At 63.6% G+C, this 19,830-nt stretch carries 20 protein-coding genes and 1 other RNA gene; 9 read left to right on the top strand and 12 right to left on the bottom strand.

The annotated features are described in order from the left end of the window. The first annotated feature begins 110 nt into the window (after positions 1-110). The gene (locus tag AC3WLP_RS12080; protein ID WP_012054046.1) at positions 111-1,478 is read left to right on the top strand and encodes a CYTH domain-containing protein; all 1,368 of its coding nucleotides are present in this window, start codon (positions 111-113) and stop codon (positions 1,476-1,478) included. A 131-nt stretch (positions 1,479-1,609) separates the two neighbouring features. On the opposite strand, the gene AC3WLP_RS12075 is transcribed toward AC3WLP_RS12080, so the two are convergent. Next, positions 1,610-2,080, bottom strand: coding sequence for an Lrp/AsnC family transcriptional regulator (locus AC3WLP_RS12075; protein WP_003253717.1), 471 nt, complete (start codon positions 2,078-2,080; stop codon positions 1,610-1,612). 126 nt (positions 2,081-2,206) lie between these two features. Between AC3WLP_RS12075 and AC3WLP_RS12070 the strand changes: the two genes are divergently transcribed. From AC3WLP_RS12070 to AC3WLP_RS12060, 3 genes are all read left to right on the top strand, one after another. Then, positions 2,207-2,512, top strand: coding sequence for an ACT-like domain-containing protein (locus tag AC3WLP_RS12070; RefSeq protein ID WP_003253715.1), 306 nt, complete (start codon positions 2,207-2,209; stop codon positions 2,510-2,512). A gap of 184 nt (positions 2,513-2,696) precedes the next feature. Further along, positions 2,697-4,370 carry a GspE/PulE family protein gene (locus AC3WLP_RS12065; RefSeq protein ID WP_088512596.1) on the top strand — a complete coding sequence of 558 codons (1,674 nt, stop codon included), beginning with the start codon at positions 2,697-2,699 and terminating at the stop codon, positions 4,368-4,370. Between the two features lie 88 nt (positions 4,371-4,458). After that, the gene (locus tag AC3WLP_RS12060; RefSeq protein WP_004575834.1) at positions 4,459-4,773 is read left to right on the top strand and encodes a DUF2388 domain-containing protein; all 315 of its coding nucleotides are present in this window, start codon (positions 4,459-4,461) and stop codon (positions 4,771-4,773) included. Positions 4,774-4,838: 65 nt separating this feature from the next. Here AC3WLP_RS12060 and gcvP read toward each other — a convergent pair whose 3' ends face one another. The 10 genes from gcvP to AC3WLP_RS12010 all read right to left on the bottom strand — a co-directional run bounded on the left by gcvP (position 4,839) and on the right by AC3WLP_RS12010 (position 17,336). After that, complete coding sequence (gene gcvP, locus AC3WLP_RS12055; RefSeq protein WP_088512597.1) at positions 4,839-7,712, bottom strand: aminomethyl-transferring glycine dehydrogenase; 2,874 nt, start codon at positions 7,710-7,712, stop codon at positions 4,839-4,841. Positions 7,713-7,908: 196 nt separating this feature from the next. Further along, positions 7,909-8,292, bottom strand: a complete 384-nt coding sequence (gcvH, locus tag AC3WLP_RS12050; RefSeq protein WP_020191591.1) for a glycine cleavage system protein GcvH — start codon at positions 8,290-8,292, stop codon at positions 7,909-7,911. 51 nt (positions 8,293-8,343) lie between these two features. Further along, complete coding sequence (gene gcvT, locus AC3WLP_RS12045) at positions 8,344-9,426, bottom strand: glycine cleavage system aminomethyltransferase GcvT (RefSeq protein ID WP_003253703.1); 1,083 nt, start codon at positions 9,424-9,426, stop codon at positions 8,344-8,346. A gap of 127 nt (positions 9,427-9,553) precedes the next feature. Continuing rightward, the gene (locus AC3WLP_RS12040; RefSeq protein WP_012054050.1) at positions 9,554-11,176 is read right to left on the bottom strand and encodes an ABC transporter permease; all 1,623 of its coding nucleotides are present in this window, start codon (positions 11,174-11,176) and stop codon (positions 9,554-9,556) included. 152 nt (positions 11,177-11,328) lie between these two features. Continuing rightward, the gene (locus AC3WLP_RS12035; protein WP_012054051.1) at positions 11,329-12,330 is read right to left on the bottom strand and encodes an extracellular solute-binding protein; all 1,002 of its coding nucleotides are present in this window, start codon (positions 12,328-12,330) and stop codon (positions 11,329-11,331) included. A 193-nt stretch (positions 12,331-12,523) separates the two neighbouring features. Then, the gene (locus AC3WLP_RS12030) at positions 12,524-13,741 is read right to left on the bottom strand and encodes a 2-octaprenyl-3-methyl-6-methoxy-1,4-benzoquinol hydroxylase (protein WP_178085901.1); all 1,218 of its coding nucleotides are present in this window, start codon (positions 13,739-13,741) and stop codon (positions 12,524-12,526) included. 9 nt (positions 13,742-13,750) lie between these two features. Next, complete coding sequence (locus AC3WLP_RS12025) at positions 13,751-14,233, bottom strand: DUF4442 domain-containing protein (RefSeq protein ID WP_003253696.1); 483 nt, start codon at positions 14,231-14,233, stop codon at positions 13,751-13,753. Further along, entirely contained in the window at positions 14,230-15,429 is a 1,200-nt protein-coding gene (gene ubiH, locus AC3WLP_RS12020; RefSeq protein WP_014754794.1) for a 2-octaprenyl-6-methoxyphenyl hydroxylase, read from the bottom strand. The genes AC3WLP_RS12025 and ubiH overlap by 4 nt, the downstream gene beginning before the upstream one ends. Further along, complete coding sequence (pepP, locus tag AC3WLP_RS12015; RefSeq protein ID WP_003253692.1) at positions 15,426-16,760, bottom strand: Xaa-Pro aminopeptidase; 1,335 nt, start codon at positions 16,758-16,760, stop codon at positions 15,426-15,428. Before pepP ends, ubiH begins: the two co-directional genes overlap by 4 nt. Before the next feature lie 21 nt (positions 16,761-16,781). Continuing rightward, on the bottom strand, positions 16,782-17,336 hold the full coding sequence (locus AC3WLP_RS12010; RefSeq protein ID WP_010955725.1) for a YecA/YgfB family protein: 555 nt from the start codon (positions 17,334-17,336) through the stop codon (positions 16,782-16,784). A 181-nt stretch (positions 17,337-17,517) separates the two neighbouring features. On the opposite strand from AC3WLP_RS12010, the gene AC3WLP_RS12005 reads away from it, so the two are divergent. From AC3WLP_RS12005 to AC3WLP_RS11990, 4 genes are all read left to right on the top strand, one after another. Continuing rightward, the gene (locus AC3WLP_RS12005; RefSeq protein WP_029886233.1) at positions 17,518-17,700 is read left to right on the top strand and encodes a TIGR02449 family protein; all 183 of its coding nucleotides are present in this window, start codon (positions 17,518-17,520) and stop codon (positions 17,698-17,700) included. Continuing rightward, entirely contained in the window at positions 17,697-18,017 is a 321-nt protein-coding gene (locus AC3WLP_RS12000; protein WP_003253687.1) for a cell division protein ZapA, read from the top strand. Before AC3WLP_RS12005 ends, AC3WLP_RS12000 begins: the two co-directional genes overlap by 4 nt. Before the next feature lie 17 nt (positions 18,018-18,034). Beyond that, positions 18,035-18,214: non-coding RNA, 6S RNA (gene ssrS / locus AC3WLP_RS11995), on the top strand. A 125-nt stretch (positions 18,215-18,339) separates the two neighbouring features. Continuing rightward, the gene (locus AC3WLP_RS11990; protein WP_003253685.1) at positions 18,340-18,948 is read left to right on the top strand and encodes a 5-formyltetrahydrofolate cyclo-ligase; all 609 of its coding nucleotides are present in this window, start codon (positions 18,340-18,342) and stop codon (positions 18,946-18,948) included. Positions 18,949-18,966: 18 nt separating this feature from the next. On the opposite strand, the gene AC3WLP_RS11985 is transcribed toward AC3WLP_RS11990, so the two are convergent. Continuing rightward, a complete protein-coding gene (locus tag AC3WLP_RS11985) occupies positions 18,967-19,119 on the bottom strand; it encodes a hypothetical protein (RefSeq protein WP_003253683.1) in 153 nt (50 codons plus the stop codon). Positions 19,120-19,297: 178 nt separating this feature from the next. Here AC3WLP_RS11985 and AC3WLP_RS11980 point away from each other — a divergent pair, with 178 nt between their 5' ends. Next, on the top strand, positions 19,298-19,747 hold the full coding sequence (locus tag AC3WLP_RS11980; RefSeq protein WP_014861351.1) for an EVE domain-containing protein: 450 nt from the start codon (positions 19,298-19,300) through the stop codon (positions 19,745-19,747). Positions 19,748-19,830 lie beyond the last annotated feature (83 nt).

The following is a 19,830-nucleotide window of genomic DNA, read 5'->3' as shown; positions in this document are numbered from 1 at the left end:
ACTCCTCGGAAACGTTGCCCATCATAGGACTATCCGCTGTCTGGAATAAACCGTTGAGGGCTGACTGCTGTAGACTCTCTGCCAACCACGCCCCCTCTTTCGAGTCTGTGATGCACAAAGAAACCGAACTGAAGCTCCGCGCCAGCCGCGAGACCCTTGCCGCACTGCGCGAGCACCCTCTGCTGAAAAAGCGCAACAAGTCCGGCTGGCAGACCCGTGAACTGCTCAACCAGTACTTCGACACCCCCGAGCGTGAGCTGTCCGCCGCCCGTGTCGCCCTGCGCCTGCGCCGCGATGGCGACGCTGTCATCCAAACCCTCAAGTGCCGCGGCCAGAGCGTGGCTGGCCTGTCAGAGCGCAACGAGTACGAATGGAACCTGGACAAGGTCAAGCTCGACCTGAAGAAGCTGGACGCCACCTGCTGGCCCGAGCAACTGGCCAACCTGGACAAGAAAACCATCAAGCCGCTGTTCACCACCGACTTCAGCCGTGAATACGCCGAAATCGCCTGGGGCCGCGGCAAGAGCAAGGTGGTGATCGAGGCCGCGCTGGACCAAGGCTTCGTGATCGCCGGCAAGCGCAAGGAAGAGATCTGCGAGCTGGAGCTGGAGCTGCGTGAAGGTGAACCGCAAGCACTGCTGGAACTGGCTGCAGAACTGGCCGCCAGCCTGCCACTGATGCCGTGCGACATCAGCAAGGCTGAGCGCGGTTACCGCCTGCTGGAACCGGACAGCTACGAGCTGGACCTGCCGCACACCGCGCTGGAAGCCGAAATGGCCTTGGACGACGCCTATGCCGCCCTCGCCTGGCAACTGCTGGGCAGCAGCCAGCGCCTGGCCGAGCAGTACCGCCACAACGGTCACTGGCGCCTGCTCCAGGACTGGGTCGAGTGCCTGAGCGAGCTGCGCGCGCTCACCGCCAGCCTGGGCCAGGCAGCACCGCGCGCCACCACCCGCGACCTGCGCACCAGCCTTGATGCCTTGCTTGAAGACTGGCGCCCGCTGGTTCAGGCCGGCAACGATGACGAAGACATCCGTCGCGCCGCGCCCGAGCAGTTCGCCGAAGAACTGGAAGACGTACGCTGGGGCCAGTTCTCGCTGGAAACCTCACGCTGGCTGATGGCCCGGACCTGGACCACAGAGCGCAAGGGCCGCGGCGAACGCCAGGGCAAGGCGCAGTTGGCCAGCTGGCTGGGTCACCTGCTGGGCGAGGAAGGCCGCGCGCTGAAGCTGCCGCTGTACACCCAGCGCCCGGAAGACCTGGCTGAGCAGCTGCCACGTATCGAGCAACTTCTGGCTTGGCTGCACCACGCCCGCCAGGTGCTGGAAGCGCCGCAAATGGACCGCTTGTACGGCGACCTGAAAAAGCTGCACGAGCTGGCCGAGCAGCCTATCAGCGATGAAGTGCTGGAAGCGCGTATCGAACAGGCTCGGGCGGTGGACCAGAGCCGCGGCTGGAAGCACCTGCTCAAGGCGTGATACCGCGTCGCCTGCTTCGCGGGTAAACCCGCTCCTACGTACGATCCGCGCCAGGCGTGGGGCCAGTGTAGGAACGGGTCCACCCGCGAATGGCCTCACCGATGTAGGAGCGGGTTTACCCGCGAATGGCCTCAACGCGATAGCGGCAGGCTAGTGGTGGACTTGATCTCGGAAAGCGCCACAATCGAATTCACCTCCTGAATCCCCGGCACGTTCGACAGTTTTTCGAAGAAGAACCGCTCGTAGGCCTCGATGTCAGACGTGACGATGCGCAGCAGAAAGTCCACAGCCCCCATCAGTACATAACACTCCAGCACCTCAGGGAACCCGCGGATCGCCTCGGTGAACTCGGTGAAGTTGGAGCGCCCGTGGGCGTTCAGTTTCACTTCGGCGAAAATCTGCGTGTTCAGGCCGACCTTCTTGCGGTCCAGCAAGGTCACCTGCCCCCGAATCACCCCCTCTTCCTTCAAGCGCTGAATGCGCCGCCAGCACGGCGATTGCGACAGCCCGACGCGCTCGGCGATCTGTGCACTGGACAGCGAAGCGTCCTCCTGCAGCAGTTCGAGGATGCGACGGTCGTAGGCGTCCAGCTCGCTGTGCATTGTTTATTCTCCACATCAGATTTTTTTGAATAAAAGAATTCACCAATAAGGCGAAATCACCCAATCATAGCGAAAAAAAACCGCCACCAACGTGCAAGAATTTCTCCCTCATTTGCGGAGACCAGCATGAACGCACAGCCCCGTACCGACGCCTGGGCCGCCACCAACGCCCACAGCACCGTGCACTATCGCCTGCAGGCCGAGGCCGAGCCCGATAGCCTGTGCCGGGTGCTCAACCTGTTCGCCTTGCAGTTCCTGACCCCGCATAGCGTGCAGGTCAGCCAGCAGGATGACTGGCTGGATATCGAAATCGGCATTGGCGGGTTGAGCTGGCACCGGGCCGAGGTCATTGCACAGAAACTGCGTAACCTGGTGTGTGTGGGTGAGGTGAGCCTGACCAACTTGCAGCGAGTGGCGTTGGCAGTGGTCTGAACCCCCTCTCTCCCGGGCCTGTACCGCATAGCACTCAAGGCCCGTGCGATCCCTGTAGGAGCGGGTTCACCCGCGAAGCGTCCGGTACAGGCGCAGCAAAATCCCGAAACCTTTCACCTCCGATAGCCTCCCACCGCCCGGCTAGCCTTGATCAGCACTACCCAATCAGGCACGGACGCCACCCATGCATACCCCCGACAATCCGGCACTCGACCTCAAGCGAGTGCTCCAGGCCCTGCTCGCTGACCAGCACCTGCACGCCAGCGATACCCTGCAAGTACTCGAACACGCCGCTGCCCACCCCGCTAGCCACCCGCTGGAACACATCGCCGCCTGCAGCCTGGAAAACCGCCAGCACCCTGGTCAGCCTCTGGACCTGGAGTACCTTTGCCAATGGCTGGCCGACAAGGTCGGCCAGCCCTACCTGCGCATCGACCCCATGCAACTCGACCTGCCCCAGGTCACCGGCCTGATCTCCCCAGCCTTCGCCCAGCGCCACGGCATCCTCATCGTCGCGGCCGATGCCTCCAGCGTCACCGTCGCCAGCGCCCAGCCTTTCCAGGATGACTGGCAGGCCGACCTGGCCCGTAGCCTCGGCCGATCGATCCGTCGCGTACTGGCCAGCCCGCAGCAGATCCGTGAGTCAGCGCAGTCGTTCCACCGCCTGGCCCAGTCGGTAAAAGGCGCGCAATACCAGCAGTCGGCCAGCCTGGGGGAACTTGAGCAATTGCTGGAGCTGGGCAAACGCCAGGCCGAGGCCAGCGCAGACGACGCACACATTGTGCATATCGTCGACTGGCTGCTGCAGTACGCCATTGATCAACGCGCCAGCGATATCCACTTGGAACCGCGCCGCGAACAGGGCCAGCTGCGCTACCGCATCGATGGCCTGCTGCACACCGTCTATGCCTTCCCCGCCGGGGTCACCCTGGCCCTCGTCAGCCGCCTGAAACACTTGGGCCGCATGGACGTTGCCGAGAAACGCCGGCCGCAGGACGGCCGGCTGCAAAGCCGCCTGCCCGGTGGTGGCGAAGTGGAGCTGCGGCTTTCAACCCTGCCCACCCCGTTTGGCGAGAAACTGGTGCTGCGCCTGTTCGACCCGCACCAGTTGCAAGAGGGCTTCGACCGCCTTGGCCTGCACGGCCAGCAACTGGCCCAATGGCAGCGCCTGCTACGTCAGCGCCAAGGCATCATCCTGGTCACCGGCCCCACCGGTTCCGGCAAAACCAGCACGCTGTACACCAGCCTCAAACTGCTGGCCACCCCACAGGTCAACCTGTGCACCATCGAAGACCCGATCGAGCGCCTGGAGCCAGCCTTCAACCAGCTGCAGGTACAGCCCGCGCTGGACCTGGGGTTTGCCAACGCGGTCAGGGCCATGCTGCGCCAAGATCCCGATATCATCATGATCGGCGAAATTCGCGACCGCGAAACCGCCCTGGTGGCAGTTCAGGCAGCGCTGACTGGGCACCTGGTACTGTCGACCCTGCATACCAACGACGCCTGTGCAGCAATTACCCGCTTGCAAGAGCTGGGTGTGGCCGACTACCTGATCAAGGCGACGCTTATCGGGGTAATGGCCCAGCGCCTGGTGCGAACCGTCTGCACCGACTGCCAGGCAGGTTCATCAGCCACCTGCCGAGCCTGCCGCGGCACCGGTTTTCAGGGGCGCACAGGATTATTCGAACTGCTCGAGCCCAGCGACACCTTGCGCGCATTGATCGGCCCTCATGCCGACCTGACCCGATTGCGGCAACAGGCACTGGCCGATGGCCTGGTTGACCTGCGCCATTGCGGCGAGGCCAAAGTGGCCGCTGGGCAGACCCGTGCCGAGGAAGTGCTGCGCGTCTGCAACTGACGAAAAGTCCTTTGTATTCAAGGAACTTGCCTCGCCCGAAAAGATCCAAGCGCGCATCTTCAACCATCACCCTTCGAGGTGTTTCAACATGCGTCTCAAAACCGCCATTGCCGCCGCTACCTTGCTTTCGCTGCCTATTGGCTCGGCCATGGCCGATACCTTCTGGCGTAACGTGATGACTTCCGGTGCTACCACGGCATCGAGCTACCTGACCTCGCGGGATCACAAGCTGGTAGTGGCCGCGCAGGATGACGCCAGCAGCTTCGTCGCCAGCGAAGGCGCGATCCGCGGGCCGTTCCTGGAAGCGGCCATGCGCGAGGCACGGGCAGAGAACCCAGGGATGCAGGCTTCCGACATGGAGTTGGCCAATGCCATCCTGGCCAAAAATGCAGTAGCCGAGTAACTGCGTCGCCTGCTTCGCGGGTAAACCCGCTCCTACAGGCACCCGCGAAGCATCCAACACCTACCTCAGCGATAAGCCTCCACCGGCACACACGCACAGAACAGGTTTCTGTCCCCATACACGTTGTCTACCCGGTTCACCGCCGGCCAGTATTTGTGCTGGCGCACGTGAGCACTGGGGGCCACGGCCTGCTCCAGGCTATACGGCCTGTCCCATCCCCCCAGCACATCAGCCAAGGTATGCGGTGCATGCTTCAGCGGGTTGTTCTCCGCAGGCCAGTTGCCCTGCTGTACTTCGTCAATTTCCGCCCGAATCGCCAGCATCGCCTCGACGAACCGGTCCAGCTCGGCCTTCGACTCACTCTCGGTCGGCTCCACCATCAGCGTGCCCGGCACCGGGAACGACATGGTCGGTGCGTGGAAGCCATAGTCCATCAGGCGCTTGGCCACGTCCTCTTCGCTGATGCCTGTCAGCGCTTTCAATGGCCGCAGGTCGAGGATGCATTCATGCGCCACGCGCTGGTTGCGGCCGCGGTATAGCACCGGGAACGCCGCGCCCAACTGGCTGGCCAGGTAGTTGGCCGAAAGGATAGCCACCTCGCTGGCGTCGGCCAGCTGCGGGCCCATCATGGCGATATACATCCAGCTGATCGGCAAGATGCTTGCGCTGCCCCAGGGCGCGGCGCTGACCGCGCTGTTGTTCGGGTCCAGCCCAGGCACCGGCACCACCGGGTGGCTGGCGACGAACGGCTTGAGGTGCGCGCGGATACCGATCGGCCCCATACCCGGGCCGCCACCGCCGTGGGGAATGCAGAACGTCTTGTGCAGGTTCATGTGTGAAACATCGGCCCCAATGTCTGCGGGGCGCGCCAGGCCCACCTGCGCATTGAGGTTGGCACCGTCCATGTAAACCTGGCCGCCGTGCTGGTGCACCACATCGCAGATTTCGCGTATCCCTTCCTCGTACACACCGTGGGTCGAGGGGTAGGTGATCATCAGGCACGACAGACGCTCCCCGGCCGCGTGTGCCTTGGCTTTGAGGTCAGCCAGGTCGACGTTGCCATCGTTGTCGCAATCGACGATCACCACGTCCATGCCGGCCATCTGTGCCGACGCCGGGTTGGTGCCGTGGGCCGACGACGGGATCAGGCACAACGTGCGCATCGGCTGATGGCGGCTGCGGTGATAGCGCGTAATGGCCATCAGGCCGGCGTATTCACCCTGAGCACCGGAGTTGGGCTGCATGCAGATCGCATCGAAACCGGTGATCGCGCACAGCCAGCTTTCCAGTTCGTCGATCATCGCCTTGTAGCCTGCCGCCTGGGCCGCCGGAGCGAACGGGTGCAGCTGGGCAAAACCGGACCAGGTGATGGGGATCATCTCACTGGTGGCGTTGAGCTTCATGGTGCACGAGCCCAGCGGAATCATCGACTGGTTCAGCGCCAGGTCCTTGTTCTCTAGCTGCTTGAGGTAGCGCAGCATCTCTGTTTCGCTGTGATGCAGGTTGAACACGGGGTGGGCGAGGAATGGCGTGCGTCGCACCAGGCTGGCGGGGATGCCTTCAGGCAGGGCCAGCTGGTCGAGGGCGGTGATTTCCAGGCCATGATCCACCCCCAGGAAGATGTCGAGCAGGCGCAGCACCGTCTGTTCGTTGCAGGTTTCGTCCAGGCTCACGCCCAGGTGCCCGCGACCGAGAATGCGCAAATTGATGTGCGCGGCCTCGGCGCTTTCAATGATGGCAGCCTGGGCACCACCAACATTCAGGGTAAGGGTGTCGAAGAAGTGCTGATTGAGGCGTTTGATGCCTTTGGCCTCAAGGCCGGCAGCCAGGATGAAGGTCAGCCGGTGCACACGCTGCGCGATGCGTTGCAGGCCTTCCGGGCCGTGGTACACCGCGTAGAAGCCGGCAATGTTGGCCAACAGCACCTGGGCCGTGCAGATGTTGGAGTTGGCCTTTTCGCGGCGAATATGCTGCTCGCGGGTTTGCAGGGCCATCCGTAATGCAGTGTTGCCACGGGCATCGCGCGATACGCCGATGATGCGCCCCGGCATGGCCCGCTTGTAGTCGTCGCGACAGGCGAAATAGGCCGCGTGAGGCCCGCCGTAGCCCATCGGCACACCAAAGCGCTGGGTCGAGCCCAGCACCACATCGGCGCCCAGCTCTCCGGGCGGTGCCAGCACCACCAGGCTCAGCAGGTCAGCGGCTACGCAGGCCAAGGCCTGTTGGCCGTGCAACTGGTCGATCAGCGGGCGCAAATCGCGCACTTCGCCGTGGGTGTCGGGGTACTGCAGCAAAGCGCCGAACACCGAGTGTTTGGCAAGGTTATCCACAGAATCGACGATCAGCTCGAAGCCGAACCCCTCGGCGCGGGTCTTGAGTACCGAAAGGGTCTGCGGGTGGCAGTGCTCGTCGGCGAAGAAGGCGTTGCTCTTGTTGCGTGCCACCCGCTTGGCCAGGGCCATGGCTTCGGCGGCAGCGGTGGCTTCATCGAGCAGCGAGGCATTGGCCAGAGGCAGGCCGGTGAGGTCGATGACCATTTGCTGGAAGTTCAGCAGCGCCTCCAGCCGGCCTTGGGCAATTTCGGGTTGGTAGGGCGTGTAGGCGGTGTACCAACCGGGGTTTTCCAGCACGTTGCGCAGGATGACCGTGGGGGTGATGGTGCCGTGGTAGCCCATGCCGATAAGGCTGGTCCAGACCTGGTTCTGTTCGGCATAACCGGCCAGCTTGGCCAGGGCGGCTTGCTCGTCCAGTGCCGCAGGGAGGTCGAGGGGGCGATTGAGGCGGATGTCTGGGGGAACGGTCTGCTCGATCAGCTCGTTGCGGCTGGCGATACCCAGCGCGTTGAGCATGGCCTGCTGCTCTGTGGCATCGGGGCCCAGGTGGCGGCGCAGAAATGGGTTGAGCTCTTGCAGTTGATGCAGGGATGGCGACTGGGACATGACGACGCTCTCTTCCTAGACCAGGCCTCATGGAGACTTACAAGTCTAGGAAGGGATTGCCGATTGTGCGGGGAAACTTGTCTGCAGGCCCGGCCTCTTCGCGGCTGAAGCCGCTCCCACAGGGGCTGCACCCGTCTCGAATGCAGCGCTGTACCTGTGTAGGAGCGGCTTTAGCCGCGAAGCAAGCGACGCGGTCTTACTCGCCAATCAGCGCCTGGTAGCCAGCCGCATCCAGCAACTTGTCCAGCTCGGCCGGGTTGCTTGGCTTCAATTTGAAGATCCACGAACCGTAAGGCTCTTCGTTGAGCAGTTCCGGGCTATCGGCCAGCTCTTCGTTGACCGCAATCACTTCGCCACCGACCGGGGCATAGATGTCCGAAGCGGCCTTGACCGACTCCACCACACCTGCAGCGTCGCCAGCGCCAAACACTTTGCCGACTTCAGCCAGTTCGACGAACACCACATCACCCAAGGCTTGCTGGGCGTGATCGCTGATACCCACGGTCACACTGCCGTCGGCTTCCAGGCGAGCCCACTCATGGCTTTCGGCAAAACGCAGTTCGGCGGGGATATTGCTCATGTCTTGAATTCCTCGATTGGCTCAGCGGTACGCCCGCCGGTTATAAATTGTTCAGATCAGGATCTTGCCGTGGCGCACGAAGGTCGGTTTGACCACCCGCACCGGGTACCACTTGCCGCGAATTTCCACCTCGGCCCGATCACCGGTAGCCATAGGCACGCGCGCCAATGCAATGGACTTGCTCAGCGTAGGCGAGAAACTACCACTGGTGATCTCCCCTTCGCCAATGCCGGCTACACGCACGACCTGATGGGCGCGCAGTACACCGCGCTCTTCCAGCACCAGACCCACCAGCTTTTCCTGCACGCCGTGCTCGATTTCAGCAAGCAGGCCGACACGGCCGATGAAGTCGCGCTCGGCCGGTTCCCAGGCGATGCTCCAGCCCAGGTTGGAGGTGAGCGGGGTGTGGTTTTCGTCGATGTCCTGGCCGTACAGGTTCATGCCGGCTTCCAGGCGCAGGGTATCGCGGGCGCCCAGGCCGCTTGGGGCGATACCGGCGCCGACCAGGTCGTTGAAGAAGGCCACCGCCTGATCGCCCGGGAAGATGATCTCCAAGCCGTCCTCACCGGTATAGCCGGTGCGGGCAATGAACCAGTCGCCGTCAGCAACGCCCTCGAACGGGCGCAGTTCGCGGATGAGTGCAGCGCGCGCGGGGCTGAGCAGGGCCGCGACCTTTTCGCGGGCCCGCGGCCCCTGGATGGCAAGGATGGCCAGATCAGGGCGGACCTGGAAGTCCACGGAAAACCCGGCACGCTGCGATTGCAGCCAATCGAGCACCTTGGCACGGGTGGCGGCGTTGTTGACCAGGCGATAGCCGGTTTCCGTGCGGTAGACGATCAGATCATCGATTACACCGCCCTGTTCGTTCAGCAGTGGGCTATACAGCGCCTTGCCGGTGTCGTCGAGGCGGGCCACATCGTTGGCCAGCAAGCGCTGCAGCCAAACAGTGGCATCAGTGCCGTCGACATCGATCACGGTCATATGGGAGACATCGAAGACGCCGCAATCGCTGCGCACCTGGTGGTGCTCCTCGACCTGCGAGCCATAGTGCAGGGGCATGTCCCAGCCACCGAAATCGACCGTCTTGGCGCCTAGCGCCAGGTGCAGGTCATACAAAAGCGTGCGCTGTCCCATGGGTTTCTCCTTCCGGGCGTGGCGAAGCGGCGGCGGTCGATGACGTTGGGTCGTCAGCTTTTCTTGTTACTCACACCCGCCGCGCGAATGCCGCGCATTGTAGCCGCAAGGTCGCAAACTGACATCCTCAGTGACTGTGACCGGGTCGACGTGCCGAACGGCGAATCAGGCCGATGACCGGCAGCAGCCCCACCAATACCAAGGTCAGTGCCGGCAGCGAGGCGCGTGCCCACTCGCCTTCGCTGGTCATCTCGAACACCCGCACGGCGAGGGTGTCCCAGCCGAACGGCCGCATCAGCAAGGTGGCGGGCATTTCCTTGAGCACATCGACGAACACCAGCAGCGCGGCGCTAAGTGCCCCCGGTACCAGCAGCGGCAGATACACCTTGAAAAACAATCTTGCGCCGCCAACACCCAGGCTGCGCGAGGCTTCAGGGAGTGACGGGCGGATGCGCTCCAGGCTGCTCTCCAGCGGTCCGTAGGCCACCGCGATGAAGCGCACCAGGTAGGCCAGCAGTAACGCCGAGAGGCTGCCTAGCAGCAGCGGCTTGCCGGCGCCGCCCATCCAGCTGGACAGCGGGATGACCAGGTGGTTGTCGAGGTAACTGAAGGCCAGCATGATCGATACCGCCAACACCGAACCGGGCAGGGCATACCCCAGATTGGCCAGGCCAACCCCGGCGCGGATACCGCCCGTCGGTGCCTGGCGCCGGGCGAAAGCCAGCAGCAGCGCCACGCACACCGTGACCAGCGCCGCCATGCTGCCCAGGTACAGGGTGTGCAGCACCAGGCCGACATAACGCTCATCCAGGTCATGCCGACCGCGCTGCCAGAACCACACCACCAACTGCAGCAGCGGGATGACGAAAGCGCAGGCAAACACCAGCAGGCACCAGCCACTGGCCAACAGCGCCTTGAGGCCGCGCAGGTGATACAGCGCCTGCGCGCGCGGCCGTTCGTTGCCGCTCCGGCTGGCACCGCGGGCGCGGCGCTCACCGTACAGCACCAGCATCACCGCCAGCAGCAGCAGGCTGGCCAGCTGGGCCGCACTGGACAAGCTGAAGAAGCCGTACCAGGTCTTGTAGATGGCCGTGGTGAAAGTGTCGAAGTTGAATACGGCCACTGCACCGAAGTCGGCCAGCGTTTCCATCAGCGCCAGGGCGATACCGGCACCGATCGCCGGCCGAGCCATGGGTAAGGCCACCCGCCAGAAAGCCTGCAGGGGCGATAACCCAAGTACCCGCGCCGCCTCCATCAGGCCCTTGCCCTGAGCCAGGAAAGCCGTGCGCGCCAACAAGTAGACATAGGGATAGAAGACCAGCACCAGGACGGTGATTACCCCACCGGTGGAACGCACACGAGGCAGGCGCATTGGCCCGAACACCTCGCGCAGGGCGCTTTGCACCGGGCCTGCAAAGTCCAGCAGGCCGACGAAGACGAACGCCAGCACGTAGGCCGGGATGGCGAACGGTAACATCAGCGCCCAGTCCAGCCAGCGTCGACCGGGGAAGTCGCAGAGGCTGGTGAGCCAGGCCAGGCTGACACCCAGCACGGTGACACCCACACCCACACCCACCACCAGGGTCAGGGTATTGCCGAGCAGGCGACCCATCTGGGTGTCGAGCAGGTGGGACCAGATCTGCAGGTCGATGGATTGCCAGGACAACAGCAGCACGCTCAGGGGCAGCAGCACCAAGGCGGCGATCAGGGAGACCGGGAGGTACCAGCGGCGTTGAGGGGTGTGGGGCAAGGCTGAAATCTCGAGTGCGATTGCGACCGCTGCGCGGTCGTTCGCGGGTAAACCCGCTCCTACGGGGACCGCGCAAGGCAGTGCAGATCCCGTAGGAGCGGGTTTACCCGCGAAAGGGCCCTAACGGGCCCAAAGAGGATAAGGCCTGGCGCTTAGTTGTAGCCAGCCCGATCCATCAAGCGAATGGCTTCAGCCTGGCGCTTGCCGGCAATTTCCACCGGAATGCTGTCGGCCTTGAAGCTGCCCCACGCCGCCACTTCCTCCGATGGCTTCACCTTCGGGTTGGCCGGGAACTCCTGGTTGATATCAGCAAACAGCTTTTGCGCTTCTTCGCCGGTCATCCATTCCACCAGTTTCTTCGCGGCCTCCGGGTGTGGCGCATGCTTGGTCAGGCCAATGCCCGACAGGTTCACGTGCACACCACGGTCGCCCTGGTTGGGCCAGAAGATCTTCACCGGCAAGTTCGGGTTCTGCTTGTGCAGACGGCCGTAGTAGTAGGTGTTGACCACGCCCACATCACACTGCCCGGCCTCGATGGCCTGGATCACTGCGTTGTCGTCGGAGAACACATCGGTGGACAGGTTGTTGACCCACCCTTTGACGATTTGCTCGGTCTTGGCCTCACCGTGGGTTTCGATCAGGGTGGCGGTCAGCGACTGGTTGTACACCTTCTTGGCCGTACGCAGGCACAGACGGCCTTCCCACTGTTTGTCAGCCAGGGCTTCGTAGGTGCTCAACTCCTCGGGTTTGACCCGCTCGGTGGAGTAAATGATGGTACGGGCACGCAGGCTCAGGCCGGTCCAGTCATGGGACGAGGCGCGGTACTGCGACGGGATGTTCTGGTCGATGACGTCGGACTCGATCGGCTGCAGGATGCCCATCTGCTCGGCCTGCCACAGGTTGCCTGCATCGACGGTCAGCAGCAGGTCGGCCACGCCGTTGTCGCCCTCGGCCTTGATGCGCTGCATCAGCGGGGCTTCCTTGTCGGTGATGAACTTGATCTTGACCCCGGTCTTGGCGGTATAGGCATCGAACACCGGCTTGATCAGCTCGTCGATGCGCGAGGAGTACACCACCACTTCGTCCGCTGCCTGGGCAGTGCCGCCGAACAGGGTCAGGGCCAAGGCGGCCAGTAGGGGCTTGCGTGGCAACATTTTAAGCACTCCTCGATCGTATGAGAGGTGCGAATGGTAGTGAATCCCATTTTCTGGCTCACCTACCTAGCCGTTACCGGATGTTGCAAGGGGCTGCTACGCAGCCGATCGCGACACAAGGCCCACACAGGAGATTGCGTACCGCTGTGGGGCCTAGTGTCGCGAAAAGGGCCGCAGAGCGGCCCCGCCACTCTCAAGCCTTGGCCAGATCTGGCAGGTCACCACTCAAACCCAACGCCTGGCGCACAAACAGCGCCTTGGCCTCCGGCATCTGCTCCACCAGTTTCAACCCGCTGTTGCGCAACCAGCGCAACGGCAGCGGATCGGCCTGGAACAACCTCTCGAAGCCCTCCATCGCCGCCATCAACGCCAGGTTGTGTGGCATGCGCCGGCGCTCGTAACGGCTCAGCACCTTCACATCGGCCAGTCTCTCGCCGCGCTCGCAAGCATTGACCAGCACCTCGGCCAGCACCGCCGCGTCGAGGAAGCCGAGGTTCACACCCTGCCCGGCCAGCGGGTGGATGGTGTGCGCGGCATCGCCAATCAATGCCAGGCCTTCACCCACATAGCGCTTGGCGTGGCGCTGACGCAGCGGCACGCATACCCTTGGGTCGGCCTGCAACACGTCGCCCAGGCGGCCCTCGAAGGCACGCCCGAGGGCTTGCAGGAAGGCCGCTTCACCCATCGCCATCAGCTGCTCGGCATGCTCCGGAGTGGTCGACCATACGATTGAGCACCAGTCTTGCTGGCCATCGCGGCTCAAGGGCAAAAAGGCCAATGGCCCTTCGTCAGTGAAGCGCTGCCAGGCCGTGGCCTGGTGCCCGGCGCTGCAACGTACGCTGGTGACAATGGCATGGTGCAGGTAGTCCCATTCGCGGGTTTCGCAGCCGGCCAGACGCCGCACCGCCGAATTGGCACCGTCGGCGGCGATCACCAACGGTGCACGCAGTTGCCGGCCATCGGCCAACGTCAGCAGCCACTCATCGCCAGAGCGGCGTAATTGCTCCAGCCGCGCATTGGCCAGCAGGCCGATGTCGCTGTCGTGCAGGCGCTCCAGCAGGCCGTCCTGCACCACCCGGTTCTCGACGATATGGCCGAGCACCTGGGCATGCACACTGGCCGCCGAGAAGTGAATCTGACCGGTGCCGCTGCCATCCCACACATGCATGTCGGAATACGGCGTGGCGCGTCGCTGGGCAATGCCGTCCCAAGCGCCAAGGCGCTCGAGGATGCGCTGGCTGGCCGCCGATAGCGCGCTGACACGCGGCTCGAACGGGGCCTGGGCATCGAAAGGTACGACCGTCAGCGGGCCACCGTCGAGCAACAAAATTTGCAGGCCACTGTGGCGCAACGCCAAGGCCAGGGCGCTGCCGACCATACCGGCACCCACAATCAACAGATCTGCGCGCATGTCCATGCCTTACGCCAGCCTCGCTTGCGGCTTGAGCCGCACGTATAGGGTTTTATCGACCCGCGCCACCAACTCGCCGGCGCCATCGCGGATATCGACCTGCAAACGCGGCAGGCATTTCTTGCCGGTGGCGGCCTGCTGGCGGATTTCCTGCAGCAGCGCATCATCGACGTGGAATTCGGCATACACCGGGCCTTTGCCCGGCGAGATGAAATCGATGCTGGCGGCCTTGTCCCAGACGATGTAGTCACGCCCCAGCTGCTCGATCAACAGCAGCATGTAGAACGGATCGACCATGGCATACAGGCTGCCACCGAACTGGGTACCGACGTAATTGCGGTTCCAGCGAGTCAGTTTCATCGCCACCTTGACGCTACGCAGGTCCGGGCTGATGTGCTGCACACGGATACCGGCACCCAGGTATGGTGGGTAGAGGTTCAGCATCCAGCGCAGCATGCGCGCCCGACGCGCCAGTTTACGCGGGTTGCTCATGCCTGGCCCCGCGAATCTGGGCGGGTGCCCAGGCCCATGGCCTGGCGGGCGAACCAGCTTTTTGCCGGTGGCAGCAGGTCGAGCCCAAGCAGGCCAAGGTTGCGCCCGGCAGCCAGCAACGGCTGATTGCTGCCAAACAGGCGGGTGACCTGGTCGGAGAAGCCGATGGTCATCGCCTGGTCCAGGCGTTGGCGCTGGTGATAGGCCTGCAGCGTGCTCAGGTCGCCAGGCTGCTGTGGACCCACCAGCAGCGCCTCGGCCAAGGATTGCACGTCACGCAACGACAGATTGAAACCCTGGCCCGCGATGGGGTGCAGGCTGTGTGCTGCGTTGCCCAGCACCACCAGGTGCGGCCGCACCTGCTCCTGGGCCTCGATCAAGGACAGCGGGTAGAGGTGCCGTGCGCCTACCTGGCGCAGCGCGCCCAAGCGGTAGCCGAACACCCCCTGCAGTTCGCGCAGGAAGCTGCGCTCGTCGATGTCGGCCAGGCGCCGCGCATCCATGCCCTGGCGAGTCCACACCAGTGCGCAGCGGTTTTCCGGCAACGGCAGCAAGGCCATGGGGCCCTCTTCGGTGAAGCGTTCGAAAGCCTGGCCGCCGTGGGCCTCACCCGGGGTGATGTTGGCGATCAACGCGCTCTGCTGGTACGGCGTGTGGCGCACATGGATACCCAACTGCTCGCGCAGGCCAGAGCGGCCACCATCGGCCAGTACCGCCAGGTCACACTCCAGCTGGGTGTCGTCGTTCAGCCGCAGGCGGTAACCGCGTTCGATGGCCTGCATCGAGGTCACTTCGGCCGGGCAGCGCCAGCTCACCACCTCGCTGTCCAGCCCTTGCCACAGGCACTGGCCGAGCCAGGCGTTTTCCACCACGTAACCCAGCGCCGGTACGCCCTCTTCCAGGGCATCCAGGCGGGTGGCGCCAAAGCGACCACGGTCGGACACGTGAATCTGGCGAATAGGCTCGGCGCGGCGGCCGATGACCTGCCACAGGCCCAGTTGCTGATAAATCTGCTGGGTGCCGAAGGACAATGCCGACGAGCGCGCATCGTAGCTGGGCTGGTAGCTGTCGCCGGGGGCGAACGGCTCGATCAGCAGGATCTTCCAGCCGCGTGCCTTGGCGCCGGCCTGCAGGGCCAACGCCAGGCTTGCGCCAACCAGGCCACCGCCGATGATCGCCAGGTTTACCCGGCTCATGCCACGGCCTTGCGGGCAGCCTGCATCAGCGCCTCGATCTCGGCGACGGTACGCGGCACGCCCGAAGTCAGGATTTCACAACCTTGCCTGGTCACTACCACGTCGTCCTCGATCCTTACCCCAATGCCGCGCCACTTTTTGGCCACGGCCTGATTGTCGGCGCCAATGTAGATACCCGGCTCCACGGTCAGCGCCATGCCGGGTTCCAGTACCCGCCACTCGCCGCCCACCTTGTACTCGCCCACGTCATGCACATCCATGCCCAGCCAGTGCCCGGCGCGGTGCATGTAGAAGGCGCGATACGCTTCGCTGTCGATCAGCGCCTGCACATCACCTTCGAGCAAGCCCAGCTCCACCAGGCCCGCGGTGATGACCCGCACGGTCGCCTCATGGGCGTGGTTCCAGTGCTTGCCGGGGGCTATTTCGGCAAACGCCGCCGCCTGCGCCTTTAGCACCAGCTCGTAGATGGCCTTCTGCTCGGGCGAAAACCGCCCACTGACCGGGAAGGTGCGGGTGATGTCGCTGGCATAGCAGTCGATTTCGCAGCCGGCGTCGATCAGCACCAGGTCGCCATCCTTGAGCGGCGCATCGTTCTGTTGATAGTGCAGGATGCAGCCATTGCGCCCGGCCGCAACGATCGAGCCGTAGGCCGGCATCTTCGCCCCGCCCTTGCGGAATTCGTAGTCCAGCTCGGCTTCCAGGCTGTACTCGTGCAGCCCGGCGCGGCAGGCCTGCATGGCCCGCACATGGGCCCGCGCAGAAATGTCCGCGGCAGCACGCATCACCTTCACTTCCGCCGCCGATTTATACAGGCGCATATCGTGCAGCAGATGATCCAGCGCAACGAACTCGTTCGGTGGCTGGGCGCCCAGGCGTGCCTTGGAGCGGATCACGTTGATCCAGTCCATCAGCCGGCGGTCGAACTCCGGGTTGCTGCCCATGGCGCTGTAGACCCGCTCGCGGCCTTCGATCAGGCCAGGCAGGATCTCGTCGATATCCGTGATGGGGAAGGCATCGTCAGCGCCGAAATCGCGCACCGCCCCTTCCTGGCCGGCCCGCAGGCCGTCCCACAGCTCGCGCTCGGGGTTGCGTTCACGGCAGAACAGCACGTACTCGCCATGCTCGCGCCCTGGAATCAAAGCAATCACCGCCTCGGGCTCCGGGAAGCCGCTGAGGTACTGGAAGTCGCTGTCCTGGCGGTACACGTGCTCGACGTCGCGGTTGCGGATGGCAACCGCAGCGGCGGGCAGAATGGCGATGCTGTTGGGGACCATCTGCGCCATCAGCGCCTTGCGCCGACGGGCATACTCGGCCTTGGGAATGTGGCTCATGGGCAGACTACCCCTGGTTGATCAGTGCAGCGAGGGCTTGGGTGCGGGTGCGGCCGGCTTGGCCAGTTCGGAGAACAGCAGCAGGGGCGCCACACGCAGGTATTCCATGACTTCCATGTAGTCGCTCTCGCCGTCTTCGGACTCTTCGAGCGCTTCCTGGACCTGCGAAATGGCCACCAGGTCCTGCAGCACTTCCTTGGCCTCATCGGACAAGTCCTTACCGCCAGCGTTCAGGCCGAAACCGGTCACGAAGCCCTGGCACCACTGGCCCAGCGCGGTGGCGCGGTCGCTCAGTGCAGCATCATCGGTAGGCAGCAGCAGGACGATCGCCATGTCGTCGCTGGTCAGCTCGCCCTTGACCATTTCCTGCAAGCCGACCAAGGCGTTGCGGACACTGTCACCAGGCTCGATTTCCAGCAGTTGGGCGGCATCGGCCAACCAGGCATCGGCATCGAAGCCGGCGCCGGCGCAGCTGCGGCCAATCAGCAGGCCGTGCAGTTCGGCCGGGGTGACAGGATGGCCATTGCTCGAGAGCAGCATGGCGAAAGCGTTGTAGGGCGATTGAGTATTGGGCATGGGCAGCTAGGCGCCAGACGGCGCAATGTCTAGAATGAAGACCTTGTATCCTAGCACCGGCAGGCGCGCCAAGACCATCGGCACTGGCCGTTGCCGCCCAGGGAGAGGCATCATCGCCAGGTGACTCAACGACGGAGCGAATCGAGTGCAACCCACGCAAGAGAACGACCTGCAGGCACTGATGAGCCGATTCGAGTTGCTGATCGAACGCGTCGAGCAACTAAAACGGCAAAATGCACTCCTAGTAGCTCAGGAAAAATCCTGGCGCGAAGAGCGCGCCCACCTCATCGAAAAGAACGAGATCGCCAAGCGCAAAGTCGAGTCGATGATTTTACGCCTCAAGGCTCTGGAGCAAGACTCATGAGTTCAAGCAATAGCGTCACCGTGCAGATCCTCGACAAGGAATACTCGATCATCTGCCCGCCGGAAGAGCGCAACAACCTGGTCAGCGCTGCGCGCTACCTGGACGGCAAGATGCGCGAGATCCGCAGCAGCGGCAAGGTGATCGGTGCCGACCGCATCGCGGTGATGGCGGCGTTGAACATTACCCACGAAATGCTGCACCGCCAGGAAGACCGCAACGATGCGCCGGTCAGCGGCACAAACCGCGAACAGGTGCGCGACCTGCTGGATCGGGTAGATAAGGCTTTGTCCGACGACACGGATACCAAAATCGGCTGAGATTGGTATACTGGCGCCACTCCCTGGGGGATGCGCCAGTCGGTTATGTCCCTGAGCCGATACGCACAACCACGGGGGTTGCACGCTGGGGCCGGTGTGCATGTCCGCCCGACGGAAAGCCTTAACGCCCCCTGCAATCTCCACCTTGAACTTTCGGGTTCAAGGGCTACACCGATAGCGGTCTTATCGGGGAGCCTGAATTTTCTTGCCCGCCCCCCAAGGCGGGCAATTCGTTTTGGCCGACTTTATTCAAGCTTTGTACGACGATTCACCGCGCAGGCACTGTTCGTACCAAGCCAGCACATCTGGGATTGCCCGTGCCATGACCGAAAACGTGCCGCTCACCCGCCCCCAGCTTCGTCGCCTGCTTCGCAATGCCCGCCGCGCCCTTACCCCTGCCCAGCAACGCCAGGCCACCCTCGGCCTGTACCGCCAACTGGCGCAACACCCCTTGTTCCGCCGCGCCCGCCACATCGCCCTGTACCTGCCCAACGACGGTGAAATCGACCCTCGCCTGCTGATGCGCGAAGCCCAGCGTCGCGGCAAGTGCACCTACCTGCCGGTGCTGCACGCCTGGCCGCGCACGCGCATGGTGTTCCAGCGTTTTGAGCAGGGTGAGAAGCTCAAGCCCAACCGCTTCCGTATTCCAGAGCCGATCATCGATCGCAAACGCCAGCGGCCGATCTGGGCGCTGGATCTGATTCTGCTACCGCTGGTCGGTTTTGACGAAGTGGGCGGCCGCTTGGGTATGGGCGGTGGCTTCTATGATCGCAGCCTGGCCTACCAGGCGCGTCGGCAAACCTGGAAAAAACCGTTGCTGCTGGGGCTGGCGCATGAATGCCAGAAGGTCGAGCGGCTGGCGCAGGCCAGTTGGGATGTACCGCTGAAGGGCACGGTCTCGGACCGTGGCTGGTACCTGGCGCCACGTTGAGCGGCGCCAGCGGGGGTATCAACGTTGTGGCTGGCTGGCGTCGACCGGCATCTGATAGGCGTTGTCCAGCTTGCGCTCCCAGAACCCTTGCGCATAACCGGTAGTGACCACACCCAGGCCAAAAATGAACACCAGGATCCACAGCAGATCCGGCTTTTTACGTTGATTCATCGAAGATTGCCCCCCAGGCAAACTGTTCAGTACTCGGCGATATTCTGGGTACCGCCGGCGCACGCGCTTTAAACGGGGCGCATTTTCCGACAACATGCGTCCGCACGCAAACCTTGACGCCAACCGGCTGTCGGTTTCGTGCAACAGGTTATTTCAAACCTTTTCAGGAGCAGCATCCATGGCTTACTGGCTGATGAAATCCGAGCCCGACGAGCTCTCCATCGAAGCCCTCGCACGCTTGGGCGAAGCGCGCTGGGACGGCGTGCGCAACTATCAGGCGCGTAATTTTCTGCGGGCCATGAGCGTGGGTGACGAATTCTTCTTCTACCACTCCAGCTGCCCGCAACCCGGCATCGCCGGCATTGCCAAAATCACCCGCACGGCCTACCCGGACCCGACCGCGCTGGACCCGGAAAGCCATTATCACGATGCCAAGGCCACGATCGACAAGAACCCGTGGAGCGCGGTGGATGTGGCCCACGTACAAACCTTTCCAAGGGTGCTGGAACTGGGGTGGCTGAAACAGCAGGCCGGTCTGGTCGAGTTGCCCCTGGTGCAAAAAGGCAGCCGCCTGTCGGTCATGCCGGTAACGCCCGAGCAATGGGCGGTGATTGTCGCGTTGCGCTGAATGCGCAGCTAAGGTCAAGGGCTTGACCGATATCAACACGCCACACATGGCCGCCAGGCATGATGTACTGTGCATGACCGCAA

Source organism: Pseudomonas sp. FW305-E2 (genome assembly GCF_058782925.1).
Note: the sequence above shows the minus strand (reverse complement) of the source record. Positions and strands in the feature narration are given on the sequence as shown.